At 60.4% G+C, this 14943-nt stretch carries 15 protein-coding genes; 8 read left to right on the top strand and 7 right to left on the bottom strand.

The window, feature by feature from the left end; translation table 11 throughout:
- Positions 1 to 257 precede the first annotated feature (257 nt).
- Positions 258 to 1922 (top strand): energy-dependent translational throttle protein EttA, encoded by a 1665-nt coding sequence (ettA, locus tag QMK47_RS25255; protein ID WP_018601028.1) that lies wholly within the window; start codon positions 258 to 260, stop codon positions 1920 to 1922.
- Positions 1923 to 2168: 246 nt separating this feature from the next.
- Here ettA and QMK47_RS25250 read toward each other — a convergent pair whose 3' ends face one another.
- From QMK47_RS25250 to QMK47_RS25235, 4 genes are all read right to left on the bottom strand, one after another.
- Positions 2169 to 2660, bottom strand: coding sequence for a GreA/GreB family elongation factor (locus tag QMK47_RS25250; RefSeq protein WP_258689417.1), 492 nt, complete (start codon positions 2658 to 2660; stop codon positions 2169 to 2171).
- A 74-nt stretch (positions 2661 to 2734) separates the two neighbouring features.
- Complete coding sequence (locus tag QMK47_RS25245; protein ID WP_253469524.1) at positions 2735 to 3091, bottom strand: hypothetical protein; 357 nt, start codon at positions 3089 to 3091, stop codon at positions 2735 to 2737.
- A gap of 104 nt (positions 3092 to 3195) precedes the next feature.
- On the bottom strand, positions 3196 to 5049 hold the full coding sequence (locus QMK47_RS25240) for a DUF4105 domain-containing protein (protein WP_320389475.1): 1854 nt from the start codon (positions 5047 to 5049) through the stop codon (positions 3196 to 3198).
- Positions 5050 to 5137: 88 nt separating this feature from the next.
- Entirely contained in the window at positions 5138 to 5626 is a 489-nt protein-coding gene (locus tag QMK47_RS25235; RefSeq protein ID WP_003185616.1) for a DUF3015 domain-containing protein, read from the bottom strand.
- Between the two features lie 274 nt (positions 5627 to 5900).
- Between QMK47_RS25235 and QMK47_RS25230 the strand changes: the two genes are divergently transcribed.
- The 4 genes from QMK47_RS25230 (at position 5901) to QMK47_RS25215 (ending at position 10483) form a co-directional block, all read left to right on the top strand.
- Positions 5901 to 8339, top strand: coding sequence for a Lon protease family protein (locus tag QMK47_RS25230; protein ID WP_253469518.1), 2439 nt, complete (start codon positions 5901 to 5903; stop codon positions 8337 to 8339).
- Positions 8340 to 8698: 359 nt separating this feature from the next.
- The gene (locus QMK47_RS25225) at positions 8699 to 9040 is read left to right on the top strand and encodes a hypothetical protein (protein ID WP_186730510.1); all 342 of its coding nucleotides are present in this window, start codon (positions 8699 to 8701) and stop codon (positions 9038 to 9040) included.
- Positions 9041 to 9172: 132 nt separating this feature from the next.
- Positions 9173 to 9661: a TIGR00645 family protein gene (locus QMK47_RS25220; protein ID WP_014340287.1), complete on the top strand. Its 489-nt coding sequence runs from the start codon at positions 9173 to 9175 to the stop codon at positions 9659 to 9661.
- Positions 9662 to 9865: 204 nt separating this feature from the next.
- Entirely contained in the window at positions 9866 to 10483 is a 618-nt protein-coding gene (locus tag QMK47_RS25215) for an FKBP-type peptidyl-prolyl cis-trans isomerase (protein ID WP_003205746.1), read from the top strand.
- 134 nt (positions 10484 to 10617) lie between these two features.
- Here the strand turns inward: QMK47_RS25215 and QMK47_RS25210 are convergent, their stop codons facing one another.
- From QMK47_RS25210 to QMK47_RS25200, 3 genes are all read right to left on the bottom strand, one after another.
- A complete protein-coding gene (locus tag QMK47_RS25210; RefSeq protein ID WP_003205743.1) occupies positions 10618 to 10875 on the bottom strand; it encodes a hypothetical protein in 258 nt (85 codons plus the stop codon).
- A 207-nt stretch (positions 10876 to 11082) separates the two neighbouring features.
- On the bottom strand, positions 11083 to 11424 hold the full coding sequence (locus QMK47_RS25205; protein WP_003205741.1) for a zinc ribbon domain-containing protein YjdM: 342 nt from the start codon (positions 11422 to 11424) through the stop codon (positions 11083 to 11085).
- 199 nt (positions 11425 to 11623) lie between these two features.
- Positions 11624 to 12592 carry a polyprenyl synthetase family protein gene (locus QMK47_RS25200; protein ID WP_024617321.1) on the bottom strand — a complete coding sequence of 323 codons (969 nt, stop codon included), beginning with the start codon at positions 12590 to 12592 and terminating at the stop codon, positions 11624 to 11626.
- A gap of 239 nt (positions 12593 to 12831) precedes the next feature.
- Between QMK47_RS25200 and rplU the strand changes: the two genes are divergently transcribed.
- The 3 genes from rplU to cgtA all read left to right on the top strand — a co-directional run bounded on the left by rplU (position 12832) and on the right by cgtA (position 14853).
- Complete coding sequence (gene rplU / locus QMK47_RS25195) at positions 12832 to 13146, top strand: 50S ribosomal protein L21 (RefSeq protein ID WP_003176051.1); 315 nt, start codon at positions 12832 to 12834, stop codon at positions 13144 to 13146.
- A gap of 35 nt (positions 13147 to 13181) precedes the next feature.
- Complete coding sequence (rpmA, locus tag QMK47_RS25190; RefSeq protein WP_003176049.1) at positions 13182 to 13439, top strand: 50S ribosomal protein L27; 258 nt, start codon at positions 13182 to 13184, stop codon at positions 13437 to 13439.
- Positions 13440 to 13629: 190 nt separating this feature from the next.
- Positions 13630 to 14853 carry an Obg family GTPase CgtA gene (gene cgtA / locus QMK47_RS25185; RefSeq protein WP_018600990.1) on the top strand — a complete coding sequence of 408 codons (1224 nt, stop codon included), beginning with the start codon at positions 13630 to 13632 and terminating at the stop codon, positions 14851 to 14853.
- Positions 14854 to 14943 lie beyond the last annotated feature (90 nt).

Below are 14943 nucleotides of genomic sequence, written 5' to 3'. Positions count from 1 at the left end.
GTTTGCTGGACTGGCGCGACGTGCACTATAAGCCGGACGCCCGAAGGGCGGCTAGCATGCCTTGACTTGTGGCAAAGTGCCAGCCCTTGGCGGCTGGACCTTGACCGACGGTTGAGGTAGCTTTGCCGGTCAAACAAGAGCGTTCCAGCTCCAGATTCCCAGGCTCTATCCGCGCGCAGGCATTGATGACCGTCAAGAGCCGGCGCCGCGCATGGCCTGGCTCGTTCTTTTCACCTGTCACTGACGCTAGGTTCACCATGGCTCAATACGTCTTCACCATGCATCGGCTGAGCAAAGTTGTTCCGCCGAAGCGGGAAATCCTGAAAAATATTTCACTGTCCTTCTTCCCCGGCGCCAAGATCGGCGTACTGGGCCTCAACGGTTCGGGTAAATCCACGCTGCTGAAAATCATGGCCGGCGTCGATAACGAATTCGACGGCGAAGCCCGCCCGATGCCGGACCTGAACATCGGCTACCTGCCCCAGGAACCTCAGCTGGACCCGAGCAAGACCGTCCGTGAAGTGGTCGAGGAAGCGGTCAGCGTGATCAAGGACGCCCAGGCGCGCCTCGACGAGGTCTATGCCGCCTACGCCGATCCGGATGCCGACTTCGACAAGCTGGCCGCCGAACAGGCCAAGCTCGAAGCGATCCTGCAGGCCAGCGACGGCCACAACCTGGATCGCCAGCTGGAAGTCGCCGCCGATGCGCTGCGCCTGCCGGCCTGGGACGCGAAGGTCGAACACCTGTCTGGTGGTGAAAAGCGCCGCGTGGCCCTGTGCCGCCTGCTGCTGTCGGCCCCGGACATGCTGCTGCTCGACGAACCGACCAACCACCTGGACGCCGATTCCGTCGCCTGGCTCGAACACTTCCTGCACGACTTCCCAGGCACCGTGGTTGCGATCACGCACGACCGTTACTTCCTGGACAACGTCGCCGGCTGGATCCTGGAACTCGACCGCGGCGCAGGCATTCCGTACGAGGGCAACTATTCGGGCTGGCTGGAAGCCAAGTCCGATCGTCTGGCCCAGGAATCCAAGCAGCAGTCGGCCCATGAAAAAGCCATGAAGGAAGAACTGGAGTGGGTGCGCAAAGGCGCCAAGGCCCGCCAGTCCAAATCCAAGGCCCGTCTGCAACGCTTCGAGGAAATGCAATCCCAGGAATTCCAGAAGCGCAGCGAAACCAACGAGATCTACATCCCGGCCGGTCCGCGCCTGGGTGACAAGGTCATCGAGTTCAAGAACGTCACCAAGGGTTATGGCGACCGCGTGCTGATCGACAACCTCTCGTTCTCCATGCCAAAAGGCGCCATCGTCGGTGTGATCGGCGGTAACGGCGCGGGTAAATCCACGCTGTTCCGCATGCTGATGGGCAAGGAAACGCCGGATTCGGGCAGCATCGAAATCGGTGAGACCGTGCAACTGGCCTGCGTCGATCAGAGCCGCGAAGACCTGGACGGCAGCAAGACCGTGTTCCAGCAGATCTCCGACGGTTCCGACCAGATCCGCATCGGCAACTATGAAATCCCGTCGCGCACTTATGTGGGCCGCTTCAACTTCAAGGGCGGCGACCAGCAGAAGTTCGTCAAGGACTTGTCCGGTGGTGAGCGCGGTCGCTTGCACCTGGCGTTGACCTTGAAGGAGGGCGGCAACGTCCTGCTGCTCGACGAACCGTCCAACGACCTCGACGTCGAAACCCTGCGTTCCCTGGAAGAAGCCTTGCTGGACTTCCCGGGCGCCGCCATTGTGATCTCCCACGATCGGTGGTTCCTCGACCGCGTGGCGACCCACATCCTGGCATACGAAGACGACTCGCAAGCGGTGTTCTTCGAAGGCAACTACACCGAGTACGAAGCCGATCGCAAGAAACGCCTCGGCGAGGCTGCTGCCCAGCCGCATCGCGTACGGCACAAGAAATTGGCCTGATTCGGTCGGTTGCATGAAAAACGGAGCCTTCGAAGGCTCCGTTTTTTTATGCATGTAAATCCATTGTGGGAGCGAGCTTGCTCGCGATAGTGGTGTGACAGTCAGTGGAAATGTTGACTGGCACTCCCTCATCGCGAGCAAGCTCGCTCCCACAGTATGTAAGGCTTAATTGATGGGGCTACCCGAGCACCGCGTAATATCGGGCCTTGTTAGAAGCTTCAGGCATGTTTAAACCGGTCGGTAGTATCACTGGAGATCTATCGCAACGACCTCGATAACGAGATTTCCCAATGGTCGCTCCCATGTCACCTCATCCCCAACCTTCGCCCCTAGTAGCGCCCGTCCCAGCGGCGAGCCCCAGTTGATCAGCCCACTGGCCGCATCGGCCTGGTCTTCCCCGACCAATTGCACCCGCTGCTCATGATCATGCTCATCGACAAAGGTCACCCAGTGTCCGATCCGCACTTGATCGGATGAAGTCGGCGCAACGACCTGGGCGCTTTGCAGGCGCTGCGTGAAATAGCGCAGATCCCGTTCAAGGTCGGCGATCCGCTGCTTGTCCGCCAGCTCCCCTCGGCTCGCCTGCTGGGTGTGCAGCGCCTGCAACTCGGCGACCCGGGCCTGTAGCTGGGCAAGTCCGGTGGGCGTGACGTAGTTGGGTTGCGCGCTGACCTGGCGTTCGACCGGCTGGTCGGCCTGGGCAGCGGCATTATCTTCGTTGACGAAGGCGCGGCTCATGACATTTGCTCCTCTGCATTGGAGTTTGGGCCATGGTCACAGGGTTTTGGTTTCGACGGATGTCTGTACGCGACTTATGGCGAGCGATAAGCCCGGGCGGCGTCCTGGTCTTTTTGTTGCTGCCAGGCCCGTTCACGCTCGTCCCAATGGCGCTCGCGATAGGCATTACGCTCTTCGCTCTCGCGCATGGCCTGGCACTGGCGGAAGCCATCGCTCCAGCCCTCGGCATAACGCGGATCCTTGAGGTAACGCGGCACGTCTTTCCTGAATTGGCCGGTGATCACCCCGGCGGCTTGCCGGCCACTGCTGCAACCGTCGTCGTAGCCGTCGGCGAACGCTGGCGGATAACCCCGGGCGATCAGGTCTTCGTGGGTGGTTTCACAGCCACCGAGCAACATCAACATACCCAGGACCACTGCCGTGCGCTTCATTTCTGCTTTCCTGCCGAATCCCGCTCATACGATAAGTCTAGAAGTGGATTCGTCAGTAAGGCGTGAAAGCGTGGTGATTAATCCGTTCGTTGCGCAGGCCATGGTCAGTAGTGGTACCACTTCACCTCAAGCATCACTTCGTTTTCCGGCGAGGCCAACTGGCTGAATTCCCGCTGTGCACTCAGGCGCAGGCCGAGGTTGCGGGACAATTCCCATTGTTGATTCAAGCTCAGGCTGCGACGCACTTCGCCGTTGACGAAATAATCACCCTTGGCTTCCAGGCTCAGGTTGCCCAGCGGGTTTTTCCACAGTACCCCGCTGTTGAAACCGGCAGCCGGGGCGATGAATTGGGCGAAGTCATTGTTGTGCTCGACCCGCACCGTGCCCAGGGCAAAACCCAGCACCTCTTCGCCCAGCGCCCAGGTGCCACCCGCGCCACCGTTGACGTGGCTGACCAGGGTTTCGTCGTCGTGTTTGCCCGGCACCCGCTCCAGGCCGCCGGTGACCTGCCAGGACAGCGGTTGCAGTAGCTCATTGCGTGGGGTCAGGGAGCGAATGGTCGCCAGGTCCAGTTGTTGCACCTGCCAGTCATTGCCTTCGTACTGGCGCAGTTTCAATTGCAGGATTTCGATCTGCGCGCCCAAGGGGAAGCTCTCGGCGTTGTCGTTGAGATCGTGATAGGCCATGCGCAAGCCATACTCGCCGAACGCCCGGTCGCCTCGCGTGCCGAGGCCAGCCTGCCAGGTGCGCGATTGATGACCGTCCTCGGGCAGGCCCGGTTGCGGGATATCGAGTTCCGGCGCGGGGTTCTGGTTGATCGCCCGCAACAGTTCGAAACTGCGCTGGGAGCGCTGCGGATCACGTTCCTGGCCGTTGGCGCGATAGCGCTCCAGGCGATAGGCCGCATCGATGATCAGCGCCTGGCGTTCGCGCGGCAGCGCCTTGAAGCCGAGGGCTTGCAGTTGCTGCTGGTCGGCGCTGACTTTCAGTACCCATTGCTGTTCATCATCGCTGAGCGGTTCGGCGCGGCTGAGCAGTTCCCGTTCACGGGACGGTCGATACTGGATGCTTTCCACCAGGCCGGATTCTTTCACTGCCTTGACGGTGTCGGTGGGAATCGCGGTCAGCGGGAATTGTTCGGTCAGGCGCAGGCTGGGGCGAGCCACTTGCAGCAATTCGAGCAGGCGATAGGAGCAGTTTTCGTCGAAGAAAAAATAGTCGAACTGAATCTGCTTGAGTTCCCAGACGTGCTCGACCATGCGCTCGGTTTCCGCCTGGCTCAGGTTCAGGCGATATTCCCACAGGTCGCGGTTCTCCAGGCTACGGTACTCGGAGAGTTTTTCCTGGTACGGCACCAGGGCGAACAGGCCGGGATAGCCGCCCATCAGGCCCTTCCAGGCATAGAGGATGCTGTTGTCCGAGCCTTCGATGTAGGCGCCGAAATTGATCGCATAGCTGAGCAGGGCGGTCTTGTCGCTTTGCACATCGGCCTGGTCGATGCGCAGCAGGGTGTGGCCGAACATCGAGGACGGGCTGTTCAGGTACGCGGCGGGGAAGATCATCACCGCGCTGTGGGGCGAGACGTCCTTGAACCATTGGTTGAAGTCGCTGCAGGTAACGGCCGGCAGATCCGTCAGGTTGAGCTGGGCCTTGAGCCAGCGCGTTCGCGCCGGGTACACGCACTGGGCATGCTGCTGGCCGGCGCTGGCCGGGCCGTACAGGGCTTTTAGCGTGGCGCTCAGTTCACGCTCGGGATGTTCGTTGCCATCGGGCGCGAGGAAGAATTTTTTGTCGCTGATATAGCTGCGCCAACCGCCAAGCTTGGCGGTTTCGTAGTGGCCCAGGGAAATCCAGAAGCGGTCATTGGCCAGTTGCTGCAAACGTTGAGGGTCGACATGAGGCGCGGCGGACAGCGGGGCGCACACGCAGAGCGCCAGCCAGGCAAGGCGTTTGAGCATAGTCGGCTACTTGGAAAGGCGAAAAATAAAGACCGAAGGGGCCCCAAAAAGAAAACCCGCTCCCCGAGAGGAGCGAGTGGTGTCGAGCTTAAGCTTGAGTGGCGTACTTGGCCAGGCGAGGATCGCTTTTCAGCACGGCCAGGGTGTTGGTATGCACGTCTTCGGCGGTCACGTCAGCCTTGCTGAAGATCTGCTGGAAGTGCTCGTGGGTCACAGCGGAGAAGTGTGCGCGGTCTTCCGGCGCCACGCCCAGTACCACGGCATAGGTGGTCAGCGCTTCGCCCTGACCCTTGGCCATGTCTTCGGACAGCTCGTTCATCATGCCATTCATGGCCAGCCAGGACTTGCCACCGTAGGTCAGTGCCGCGTTGGTCGAGCAACCGTTGGTGCCGGATGTCATGCCGAAGGTAGCGTTACCGGACGTGCCGTTGGTAGTGGATGCCAGGAAGTGTGCCGGAGTGCCACGCTGACCTTCGAACAGCATGTTGCCCCAGCCGCAATCCGGGCCGCCCGGCGCCTGAGCCATGGCGTTGATGGATACAGCGGTGAAGAGAGTACCGAGAAGAATCCGTTTCATAGCTATGTTCTCTTTATGTGCATACCGATGGACAGGGTCTGGCCCTATAGCAGCCAGTGGGCCGGTTATTGTTCCAGCCGCGCAATTTGGAGTTTAGGCACGATCCAGGGGTTCCGTGACATTTTGCAAAAACATTACTGGGAGATCGCCTGTCTACTGGGCCCCGCCCGTGGTTTCCCCTTTGACTATGCTTTGGGCAGAGGCGCTCCTTGCCAGTCAGGTACAGGCAGCGCCAGAATGCCGCTATCTGCCCCGCCTGATGTAAGGAAGCCCGATGCCTGATCCTGTTGCTGCCAGCTTGCGTCTAGCGCCCGAAGCGCTGACCCGTCCGTTTTCCGCTGAACAGTTCAGCTTCTCTACCACCAATGATCTGGAGCCCTTCCGCGGTGTGCTTGGCCAGGAACGTGCGGTCGAAGCCTTGCAGTTCGGCGTGGCCATGCCGCGCCCCGGTTACAACGTATTCGTCATGGGCGAGCCCGGCACTGGCCGGTTTTCGTTCGTCAAACGCTACCTCAAGGCCGAAGGCAAGCGCCTGCAGACCCCGGCGGACTGGGTCTACGTCAACAACTTCGATGAGCCTCGCGAACCCCGTGCCCTGGAACTGCCGTCAGGCACGGCCGGTGCTTTCATCGCCGACATCAACGGCCTGATCGACAACTTGCTGGCGACATTCCCGGCGGTATTCGAACACCCGTCCTACCAGCAGAAGAAAAGTGCCATCGACCGCGCCTTCAACCAGCGCTATGACCGCGCCTTGGACGTGATCGAGCGCCTGGCGCTGGAGAAGGATGTCGCGCTGTACCGTGACAGCAGCAACATCGCCTTCACGCCGATGAGCGAAGGCAAGGCCCTGGATGAAGCGGAATTCGCCCAGTTGCCGGAAGCCGAGCGCGAGCGTTTCCATGAGGACATCTCGGGCCTGGAAGAGCGCTTGAACGAGGAGCTCGCCAGCCTGCCGCAATGGAAGCGCGAGTCCAGCAACCAGCTGCGCCAGCTCAATGAAGAAACCATCACCCTGGCCCTGCAACCGTTGCTGGCACCACTGTCGGAGAAATACGCAGAGAACGCTGCGGTCTGCGGCTACCTGCAGGCCATGCAGGTCTATCTGCTCAAGACCGTGGTCGAGCAATTGGTGGACGACAGCAAGACCGACGCCATCGCCCGCAAGCTGCTGGAGGAACAGTACGCCCCGAGCCTGGTGGTCGGGCATCCGTTCAGCGGCGGCGCGCCAGTGGTGTTCGAGCCGCACCCGACCTACGACAACCTGTTTGGTCGCATCGAATACAGCACCGACCAGGGCGCGCTCTACACCACGTACCGGCAGTTGCGTCCGGGCGCCTTGCACCGGGCCAACGGCGGTTTCCTGATTCTGGAAGCGGAAAAAATGCTCGGTGAGCCGTTCGTGTGGGATGCGCTCAAGCGTGCCCTGCAATCGCGCAAGCTGAAAATGGAATCGCCGCTGGGTGAGCTGGGCCGGCTGGCCACGGTGACCCTGACGCCGCAGCACATTCCGCTGCAGGTCAAGGTCGTGATCATCGGTGCCCGCCAGCTCTACTATGCCTTGCAGGACCTGGATCCGGACTTCCAGGAAATGTTTCGCGTGCTGGTGGATTTCGACGAAGACATCCCGATGGGCGACGAGAGCCTGGAGCAGTTCGCCCAGTTGCTCAAGACCCGCACTTCGGAAGAGGGCATGGCGCCGCTGACCGCCGACGCGGTAGCGCGCCTGGCGACCTACAGTGCGCGTCTGGCCGAACACCAGGGGCGCTTGTCGGCGCGTATCGGTGATCTGTTCCAACTGGTCAGCGAGGCGGATTTCATTCGCCAATTGGCCGGTGACGAGATGACCGACGCCGGCCACATCGAACGCGCCCTCAAGGCCAAGGCCACCCGCACCGGGCGTGTCTCGGCGCGAATCCTTGACGACATGTTGGCGGGGATCATCCTGATCGACACTGCCGGCGCGGCCGTGGGCAAATGCAACGGGCTGACAGTCCTTGAGGTCGGCGACTCGGCGTTTGGTGTGCCCGCGCGGATTTCCGCCACGGTGTACCCGGGCGGCAGCGGTATCGTCGACATCGAGCGGGAGGTCAACCTCGGCCAGCCGATCCACTCCAAGGGCGTGATGATTCTGACCGGCTACCTGGGCAGTCGTTATGCCCAGGAATTCCCGCTGGCGATCTCGGCCAGCATCGCGCTGGAGCAGTCCTACGGTTACGTGGACGGCGACAGCGCGTCCCTGGGCGAGGCGTGTACGCTGATCTCGGCCCTGTCGAAGACGCCACTCAAGCAGTGCTTCGCCATTACCGGCTCGATCAACCAGTTCGGTGAAGTGCAGGCGGTGGGCGGGGTCAACGAGAAGATCGAAGGCTTCTTCCGCCTCTGTGAAGCCCGCGGGTTGACCGGTGAGCAAGGGGCGATCATTCCCCAGGCCAACGTCGCAACCCTGATGCTCGACGAGAAAGTGCTGGCCGCCGTGCGCGCCGGGCAGTTCCATGTCTATGCGGTGCGTCAGGCCGATGAAGCCCTGAGCCTGTTGGTGGGCGAGCCTGCTGGCGAGCCGGACGAAAACGGCGAGTTCCCCGAGGGCAGCGTCAACGCCCGCGTGGTGGAGCGGCTGCGGGTGATCGCGGAGATGATCAGCGAAGACGACATCAAGGAAGCGGAAAAGGAACTGGCACAGCAGGCATTGGCGGAGGCCAAGCCGGCTTGATGTTTTCCTGACCGCAGCAAGTGGGAGCGAGCTTGTGGGAGAACAGCCTGTGGGAGCAAAGCTTGCTCGCGATAGCGTTTGTCCAGTCAACAGAAGTGTTGCATGTGACAACCCCATCGCGAGCAAGCTTTGCTCCCACAGGCTTGCTCTCACAATCAATGTTTTGTGGGTTATCACTAAAAAACGCCACCACTTTGGCGTCAATATTCACACTGTGACCGCTCGGCGTATTCTGGTCTCGAAAGTCCTTGCGGCCGGAACTTTTCTTCTATCCTCAGCTCAAGGATAACGAGAGTCATCATCGGATCGAAACAGCCTCCTCCCGGGGCTGAATACCGGATCTACCGAGGGGCGCCGCCATGTCGCGCAACCTTTGCCTCACTCGTCAATGCCTGGGCCTTGTCACCCGTATCGAATGCGCCATCCGCCCCCTGGCGGGAGATACCGGTATGTGGACCTTGCTCTTCGCCGCCGGAATGGCCGGTGAACAACCTTCTGCCATCAAGGCCCAAGGGCCATTCCCCGGCCCGACTGCCGCCGAAACCATCCTCGATACCATTGTGCAAAGCCTGACGCTGCACGGCTACGAGCTGGCCGACGACCCGCAGATCTGGTCCCTGCACATGCAAGCCCAACTGCGTGAGATCAATGGAGGCCGTTGTCGCAACGTCGGCGGCTTCGAGTTTCGTCCGCTGCATTGAAGGCCATCACCGCACGGGCACCGGCAGTAAAATTTTGTCACAAGGGCAGGGACCAGGGAGGGGCCCGGCGTTTGTGGGGCCGGTCGTGGCTGATATACTCGCCGCGATTTTTCAGCCCTGGTATGAGATTCAATGGAACGCTTTATCGAAAACGCAATGTACGCCTCCCGTTGGCTGCTGGCGCCGATCTACTTCGGGTTGTCCCTGGGCTTGCTGGCCCTGGCGCTGAAGTTCTTCCAGGAAGTTTTTCACGTCATCCCCAACGTGTTTTCCATGGCCGAGTCCGACCTGATCCTGGTGCTGCTGTCGTTGATCGACATGGCGCTGGTGGGCGGCCTGCTGGTGATGGTGATGATTTCCGGCTACGAGAACTTCGTCTCGCAACTGGATATCGCCGACGACAAGGAAAAGCTCAACTGGCTGGGCACGATGGACTCTTCGTCGCTGAAGATGAAAGTCGCTGCCTCGATCGTGGCCATTTCCTCCATCCACCTGCTGCGCATTTTCATGGACGCCAAGAACGTCGATCCCGAGCACCTGATGTGGTACGTGATCATCCACATGACTTTTGTGGTCTCGGCATTTGCCATGGGCTATCTGGACAAACTGACCAAGCACTGAGGTCCGTTCACCGCCCTGGCGCAACGCCCGCCTGTAGAATTGCAGGCGGGCGTTGTCGTTTCTGGCGGCTTGCTTTGGCGCAGGGGGCTCGTCACCCGTGGTGGCATCTGTGCTAGTCTGCTCGCCCTTTTGGTTCCGGGCGCTCCGGGAGGCGCTGTGGCACACACGGCAATTCTCGAGCCGTCCGCACAGCGGAGCAGCATCATGTCCGAAGTTAACCTGTCCACCGACGAAACCCGCGTCAGCTACGGCATTGGCCGTCAGTTGGGCGACCAACTGCGCGACAACCCGCCACCGGGCGTGAGCCTGGACGCCATCCTGGCCGGCCTGACCGACGCGTTCGCCGGCAAGCCAAGCCGCGTGGGCCAGGACGAAATGTCCGCCAGCTTCAAGGTCATCCGTGAAATCATGCAAGCTGAAGCCGCTGCCAAGGCTGAAGCCGCCGCTGGCGAAGGCCGTGCATTCCTGGCCGAAAACGCCAAGCGTGAAGGCATCACCACCCTGGCTTCCGGCCTGCAATTCGAAGTGCTGACCCAGGGTGAAGGCGCCAAGCCGACCCGTGAAGACCAGGTGCGTACCCATTACCACGGCACCCTGATCGACGGCACTGTGTTCGACAGCTCCTACGATCGTGGCCAGCCAGCCGAATTCCCGGTAGGCGGCGTGATCCCAGGCTGGACCGAAGCCCTGCAACTGATGAACGCCGGCAGCAAATGGCGCCTGTACGTGCCGAGCGAACTGGCTTACGGCGCTCAAGGCGTTGGCAGCATTCCACCGCACAGCGTATTGGTGTTTGACGTCGAGTTGTTGGACGTACTGTAAGACCCTGTCCGGTTTTACAGCCGGACAAAAAACTGTGGGAGCGAGCTTGCTCGCGAAAGCGGACTGTCAGTCGACACTTTCGTGACTGATACACCGCCATCGCGAGCAAGCTCGCTCCCACATGATTTCTACGCTCATCCGTGGAACCTGCCGCTGAAATCACCCGTCGGGCGCAACGCCCGGGCGTAGCAGAACAGGAACAGATTGCGCACCAGCTCCTTGAGCACCAACGGCTCGCTGGAATTGAGGCTGTTGAGGTCCAGATCCCCCTGGTCCTGCAGCTCGTTCAGGGCTTCTTCTTCAAGTACCGCACAGACTTCCCCGGTTTCCCGATGCAGGATCCTGAGGTAGGGATGTGGGCGGTCCAGCCAGGCATCGATCAAATAAGTCATGGTTCTCATCTCCTTGATGGGGTTCGATGAGAATAATTCTTATTCGCTAAATAGCAAGTCTCTATTGGCGTTGCGATTGTTTTTCTGACGATGGGTTATGGCAGCTCAGGATGGCTGGCACTTGGCTGATGTCCAGGAAATGGGGGACGAAGCGGAGAGGGCGAAGCTCCATCCCACACGCGGGGCGTGGGATGGAATGCCGCAGTATCAGACTTTTCTTACGAACTCGGATTTGAGTTTCATCGGGCCGATGCCGTCGATCTTGCAGTCGATGTCGTGGTCGCCATCGCACAGGCGGATGTTCTTGACCTTGGTGCCGACCTTGACCACCAGCGACGTGCCCTTGACCTTGAGGTCCTTGATCACGGTGATGGTATCGCCGTCCTGCAGGACGTTGCCGACCGAATCTTTCTTCACGGTATCGTCGGACACTGTTTCAGCTTCGCCGCTGGCGGACCATTCGTGGGCACACTCCGGGCAGACCAGTTGAGTACCGTCTTCGTAGGTGTATTCGGAATTGCATTTCGGGCAGGGAGGCAACGTGCTCACTAAGGTTCCTTGGGTATCAGGAGGGCAAAAGGGCGCACATTATATAGGGTTTTGTGGCGAGGGGGGTGATGCGGGGCTTTTGTGGCGAGGGAGAATTTGTGGGAGCAAGGCTTGCCCGCGATGGGGGGCGATGCGGTCCTTCAGAAACCGAGTCGCCTGTATCGCGGGCAAGCCTTGCTCCCACAAAAAGCCCTGTGTGTCAGTGCGTACGGGCGACCGCAAACTCGCTCAGTTCCACCAGCGCATCGCGGTATTCGCTGGCCGGCAGGGCGTCGAGGCATTTGATCGCGCGGGCAACGTAGTCCCGGGCCAGGTTCGCGGTGTAGTCCAGCGAGCCGGACGCTTCGACCGCGACACGGATGCTTTCCAGGTCTTCGATCCCGCCTTTCTGGATCGCCTGGCGAACCAGTGCTGCCTGTTCAGGCGTGCCCTCGCGCATGGTGTAGATCAGCGGCAGGGTCGGCTTGCCTTCGGCCAGGTCGTCACCGACGTTCTTGCCCAGGGTCTCGGCATCGCCCTTGTAGTCGAGCAGGTCGTCCACCAACTGGAAGGCCACGCCCAGGTGGTCACCGAAGGTGCGCAGCGCTTCGCTCTGCTCGGCGCTGGCACCGGCCAGGGCGGCAGCGCTGTGGGTCGAGGCTTCGAAGAGCATCGCGGTCTTGCCGCGGATGACTTCCATGTAGGTTTCTTCGGTGGTGCTGGCATCGCGTACCTTGGACAACTGCAGCACTTCGCCTTCGGCGATGATGCGCGTGGCCTGGGACAGGATCTTCATCACCGGCATCGAGCCCAGCTCGACCATCATTTCGAACGAGCGCGAATACAGGAAGTCGCCCACCAGCACGCTCGGGGCATTGCCCCACATGGCGTTGGCGGTCGAACGACCACGCCGCATGCCGGACATGTCGACCACGTCGTCGTGCAGCAGGGTCGCGGTGTGCAGGAATTCGATGGTGGCGGCCAGCAGGCGCATGTCGTCGCCTTCGCGACCCAGGGCCTTGCCGCACAACAGCACCAATAAAGGCCGCAGGCGTTTACCGCCGGCCGATGTGATGTAGTCGCCGATTTTCGATACCAGCGGCACTCGGGAAGTCAGCTGCTTCTTGATGATGCCGTCGACGGCGCTAAAATCGTCCGCCACCGTGCGGTAGAAAGCTTGGGGTTGCATCAGCGACAGGTGCTCCAGAAGGGTTGCGCGGCATGCTAGGACCCCCACCCAGGCCTGTCAAGGCGCGATGGACGGCTACTTGCAAGGCTGTTGCGCCTTGCGTACAATCGCGCACCCTGAACTTCCTGGGCAGCACCTGCCTTACGCAATTGCATCAGGGCCTTCCAGCCCATGCAGCCATGCCAGCCAATACCTCTTCTTATAAAGCGCTGGGTGAGCAGGATTATCGGAGAAATACCATGTCGTACGCAGTAATTGTTACTGGTGGCAAGCAATACAAGGTCGCCCCAGGTGAATACCTGAAGATCGAAAAACTGGAAATCGCTACTGGCGAATCCGTGACTTTTGATCGCGTTCTGTTGGTCGCCAATGGCGACGACGTGAATATCGGCGCTCCAGTCGTTGCTGGCGCTACCGTTGTGGCTGAAGTGATCTCCCAAGGTCGTCACGATAAAGTCCGCATCATCAAGTTCCGTCGCCGTAAGCACCACATGAAGCGTATGGGCCACCGCCAGTGGTACACCGAGATCAAAATCACCGGTATTCAGGCTTAATTTCAGCCTAATTCCTCACTAGGAGAATTGAACTCATGGCACACAAAAAAGCTGGTGGTAGTACCCGTAACGGTCGCGACTCAGAAGCCAAACGCCTTGGCGTGAAGATGTATGGCGGCCAGAAAATCATTCCGGGCAACATCATCGTGCGTCAGCGCGGCACCCAATTCCACGCCGGTTACGGTGTTGGCATGGGTAAAGATCACACCCTCTTCGCGAAAATCGAAGGCGTGATCAAGTTTGAAGTAAAGGGCGCGTTCAACCGCCGTTACGTGAGCGTTGTCGCAGCTTAATTGCGAGATCGCTGGAAAAGCCCTGTCTTGCGACGGGGCTTTTTCGTTTGTGGGGTGAGTCTCTTGCAAAACTGTTTGTATGGGCTGTCGGCGCTGCGGTTGGGGCGTGTCATCAGGTCGCTGCGCTCATTTTTGCAAGAGTCTTATGTCTTGTTTTTTTGGCTCGTCCGTATGGCGAGAGGCGTGTGTCATGAAGTTTGTTGATGAAGTATCGATTCGAGTAAAGGCCGGCGACGGCGGCAATGGTTGCATGAGTTTCCGTCGGGAAAAATTCATTGAAAACGGTGGCCCGAACGGCGGTGACGGGGGCGACGGCGGCTCGATCTACATGCTCGCCGACGAAAACCTCAACACCCTGGTGGACTACCGTTACACCCGGCACTTCGATGCCGAGCGTGGCTCCAACGGCGGCAGCACCGACTGCACCGGCAAGAAGGGCGAAGACCTGATCCTGCGCGTGCCAGTCGGCACCACGGTGATCGATTCGGCCACCCAGGAAGTGATTGGCGACCTGACCAAGGCCGGCCAGCGTCTGCTGGTCGTCCATGGCGGCTGGCACGGCCTGGGCAACACCCGTTTCAAATCCAGTACCAACCGTGCGCCACGCCAGACCACGCCAGGCAAGCCAGGCGAGCAGCGTGACCTGAAGCTGGAAATGAAAGTGTTGGCTGACGTGGGCCTGCTGGGCTTGCCGAACGCCGGTAAAAGTACCTTCATTCGCTCGGTGTCGGCGGCCAAGCCGAAGGTGGCCGATTACCCGTTCACCACCCTGGTGCCGAACCTGGGCGTGGTCAGCGTCGACCGCTGGAAGAGTTTCGTAATCGCCGACATTCCAGGGTTGATCGAAGGGGCTTCCGAGGGCGCAGGCCTGGGGATTCGTTTCCTCAAGCACTTGTCCCGTACCCGTCTGTTGCTGCACCTCGTGGACATGGCGCCACTGGATGAAACCAGTGCCGCCGATGCCGCCGAAGTCATCGTCAACGAACTGACCAAGTTCAGCCCGGCCCTGGCTGAGCGCGACCGTTGGCTGGTGCTGAACAAGTGCGACCAGATCCTTGAAGAAGAGCATGAGGAGCGGGTCAAGGAAATCGTCGATCGCCTGGAGTGGGAAGGTCCGGTCTACGTGATCTCGGCCATCGCCAAAGACGGCACCGAGCGCCTGTGCCATGACATCATGCGTTACCTGGAAGATCGCGCCGACCGCCTGGCCAACGATCCGGCCTACAAGGAAGAGCTGGCCGAGCTCGACCAGCGCATCGAAGACGAGGCTCGTGCCCAGTTGCAGGCGCTGGACGACCAGCGTGCCCTGCGTCGCAGCGGCGTCAAGTCGGTCCATGACATCGGTGACGACGATTGGGATGAAGAAGATGTGGATGACGAAGACGGTCCGGAAATCATCTACGTCCGCGACTGATCTTGTGCTGATGCCACTTAGCTGAAGCCAGTACCTGTGTGGGCGAATTTGTGGGAGCAAAGCTTGCTCGCGATAGCGGTTTGCAGTCAG

The sequence above is a fragment of the Pseudomonas sp. P9_35 genome, assembly GCF_034008205.1.
Taxonomy (GTDB): Bacteria; Pseudomonadota; Gammaproteobacteria; order Pseudomonadales; family Pseudomonadaceae; genus Aquipseudomonas; species Aquipseudomonas kilonensis.
Note: the sequence above shows the minus strand (reverse complement) of the source record. Positions and strands in the feature narration are given on the sequence as shown.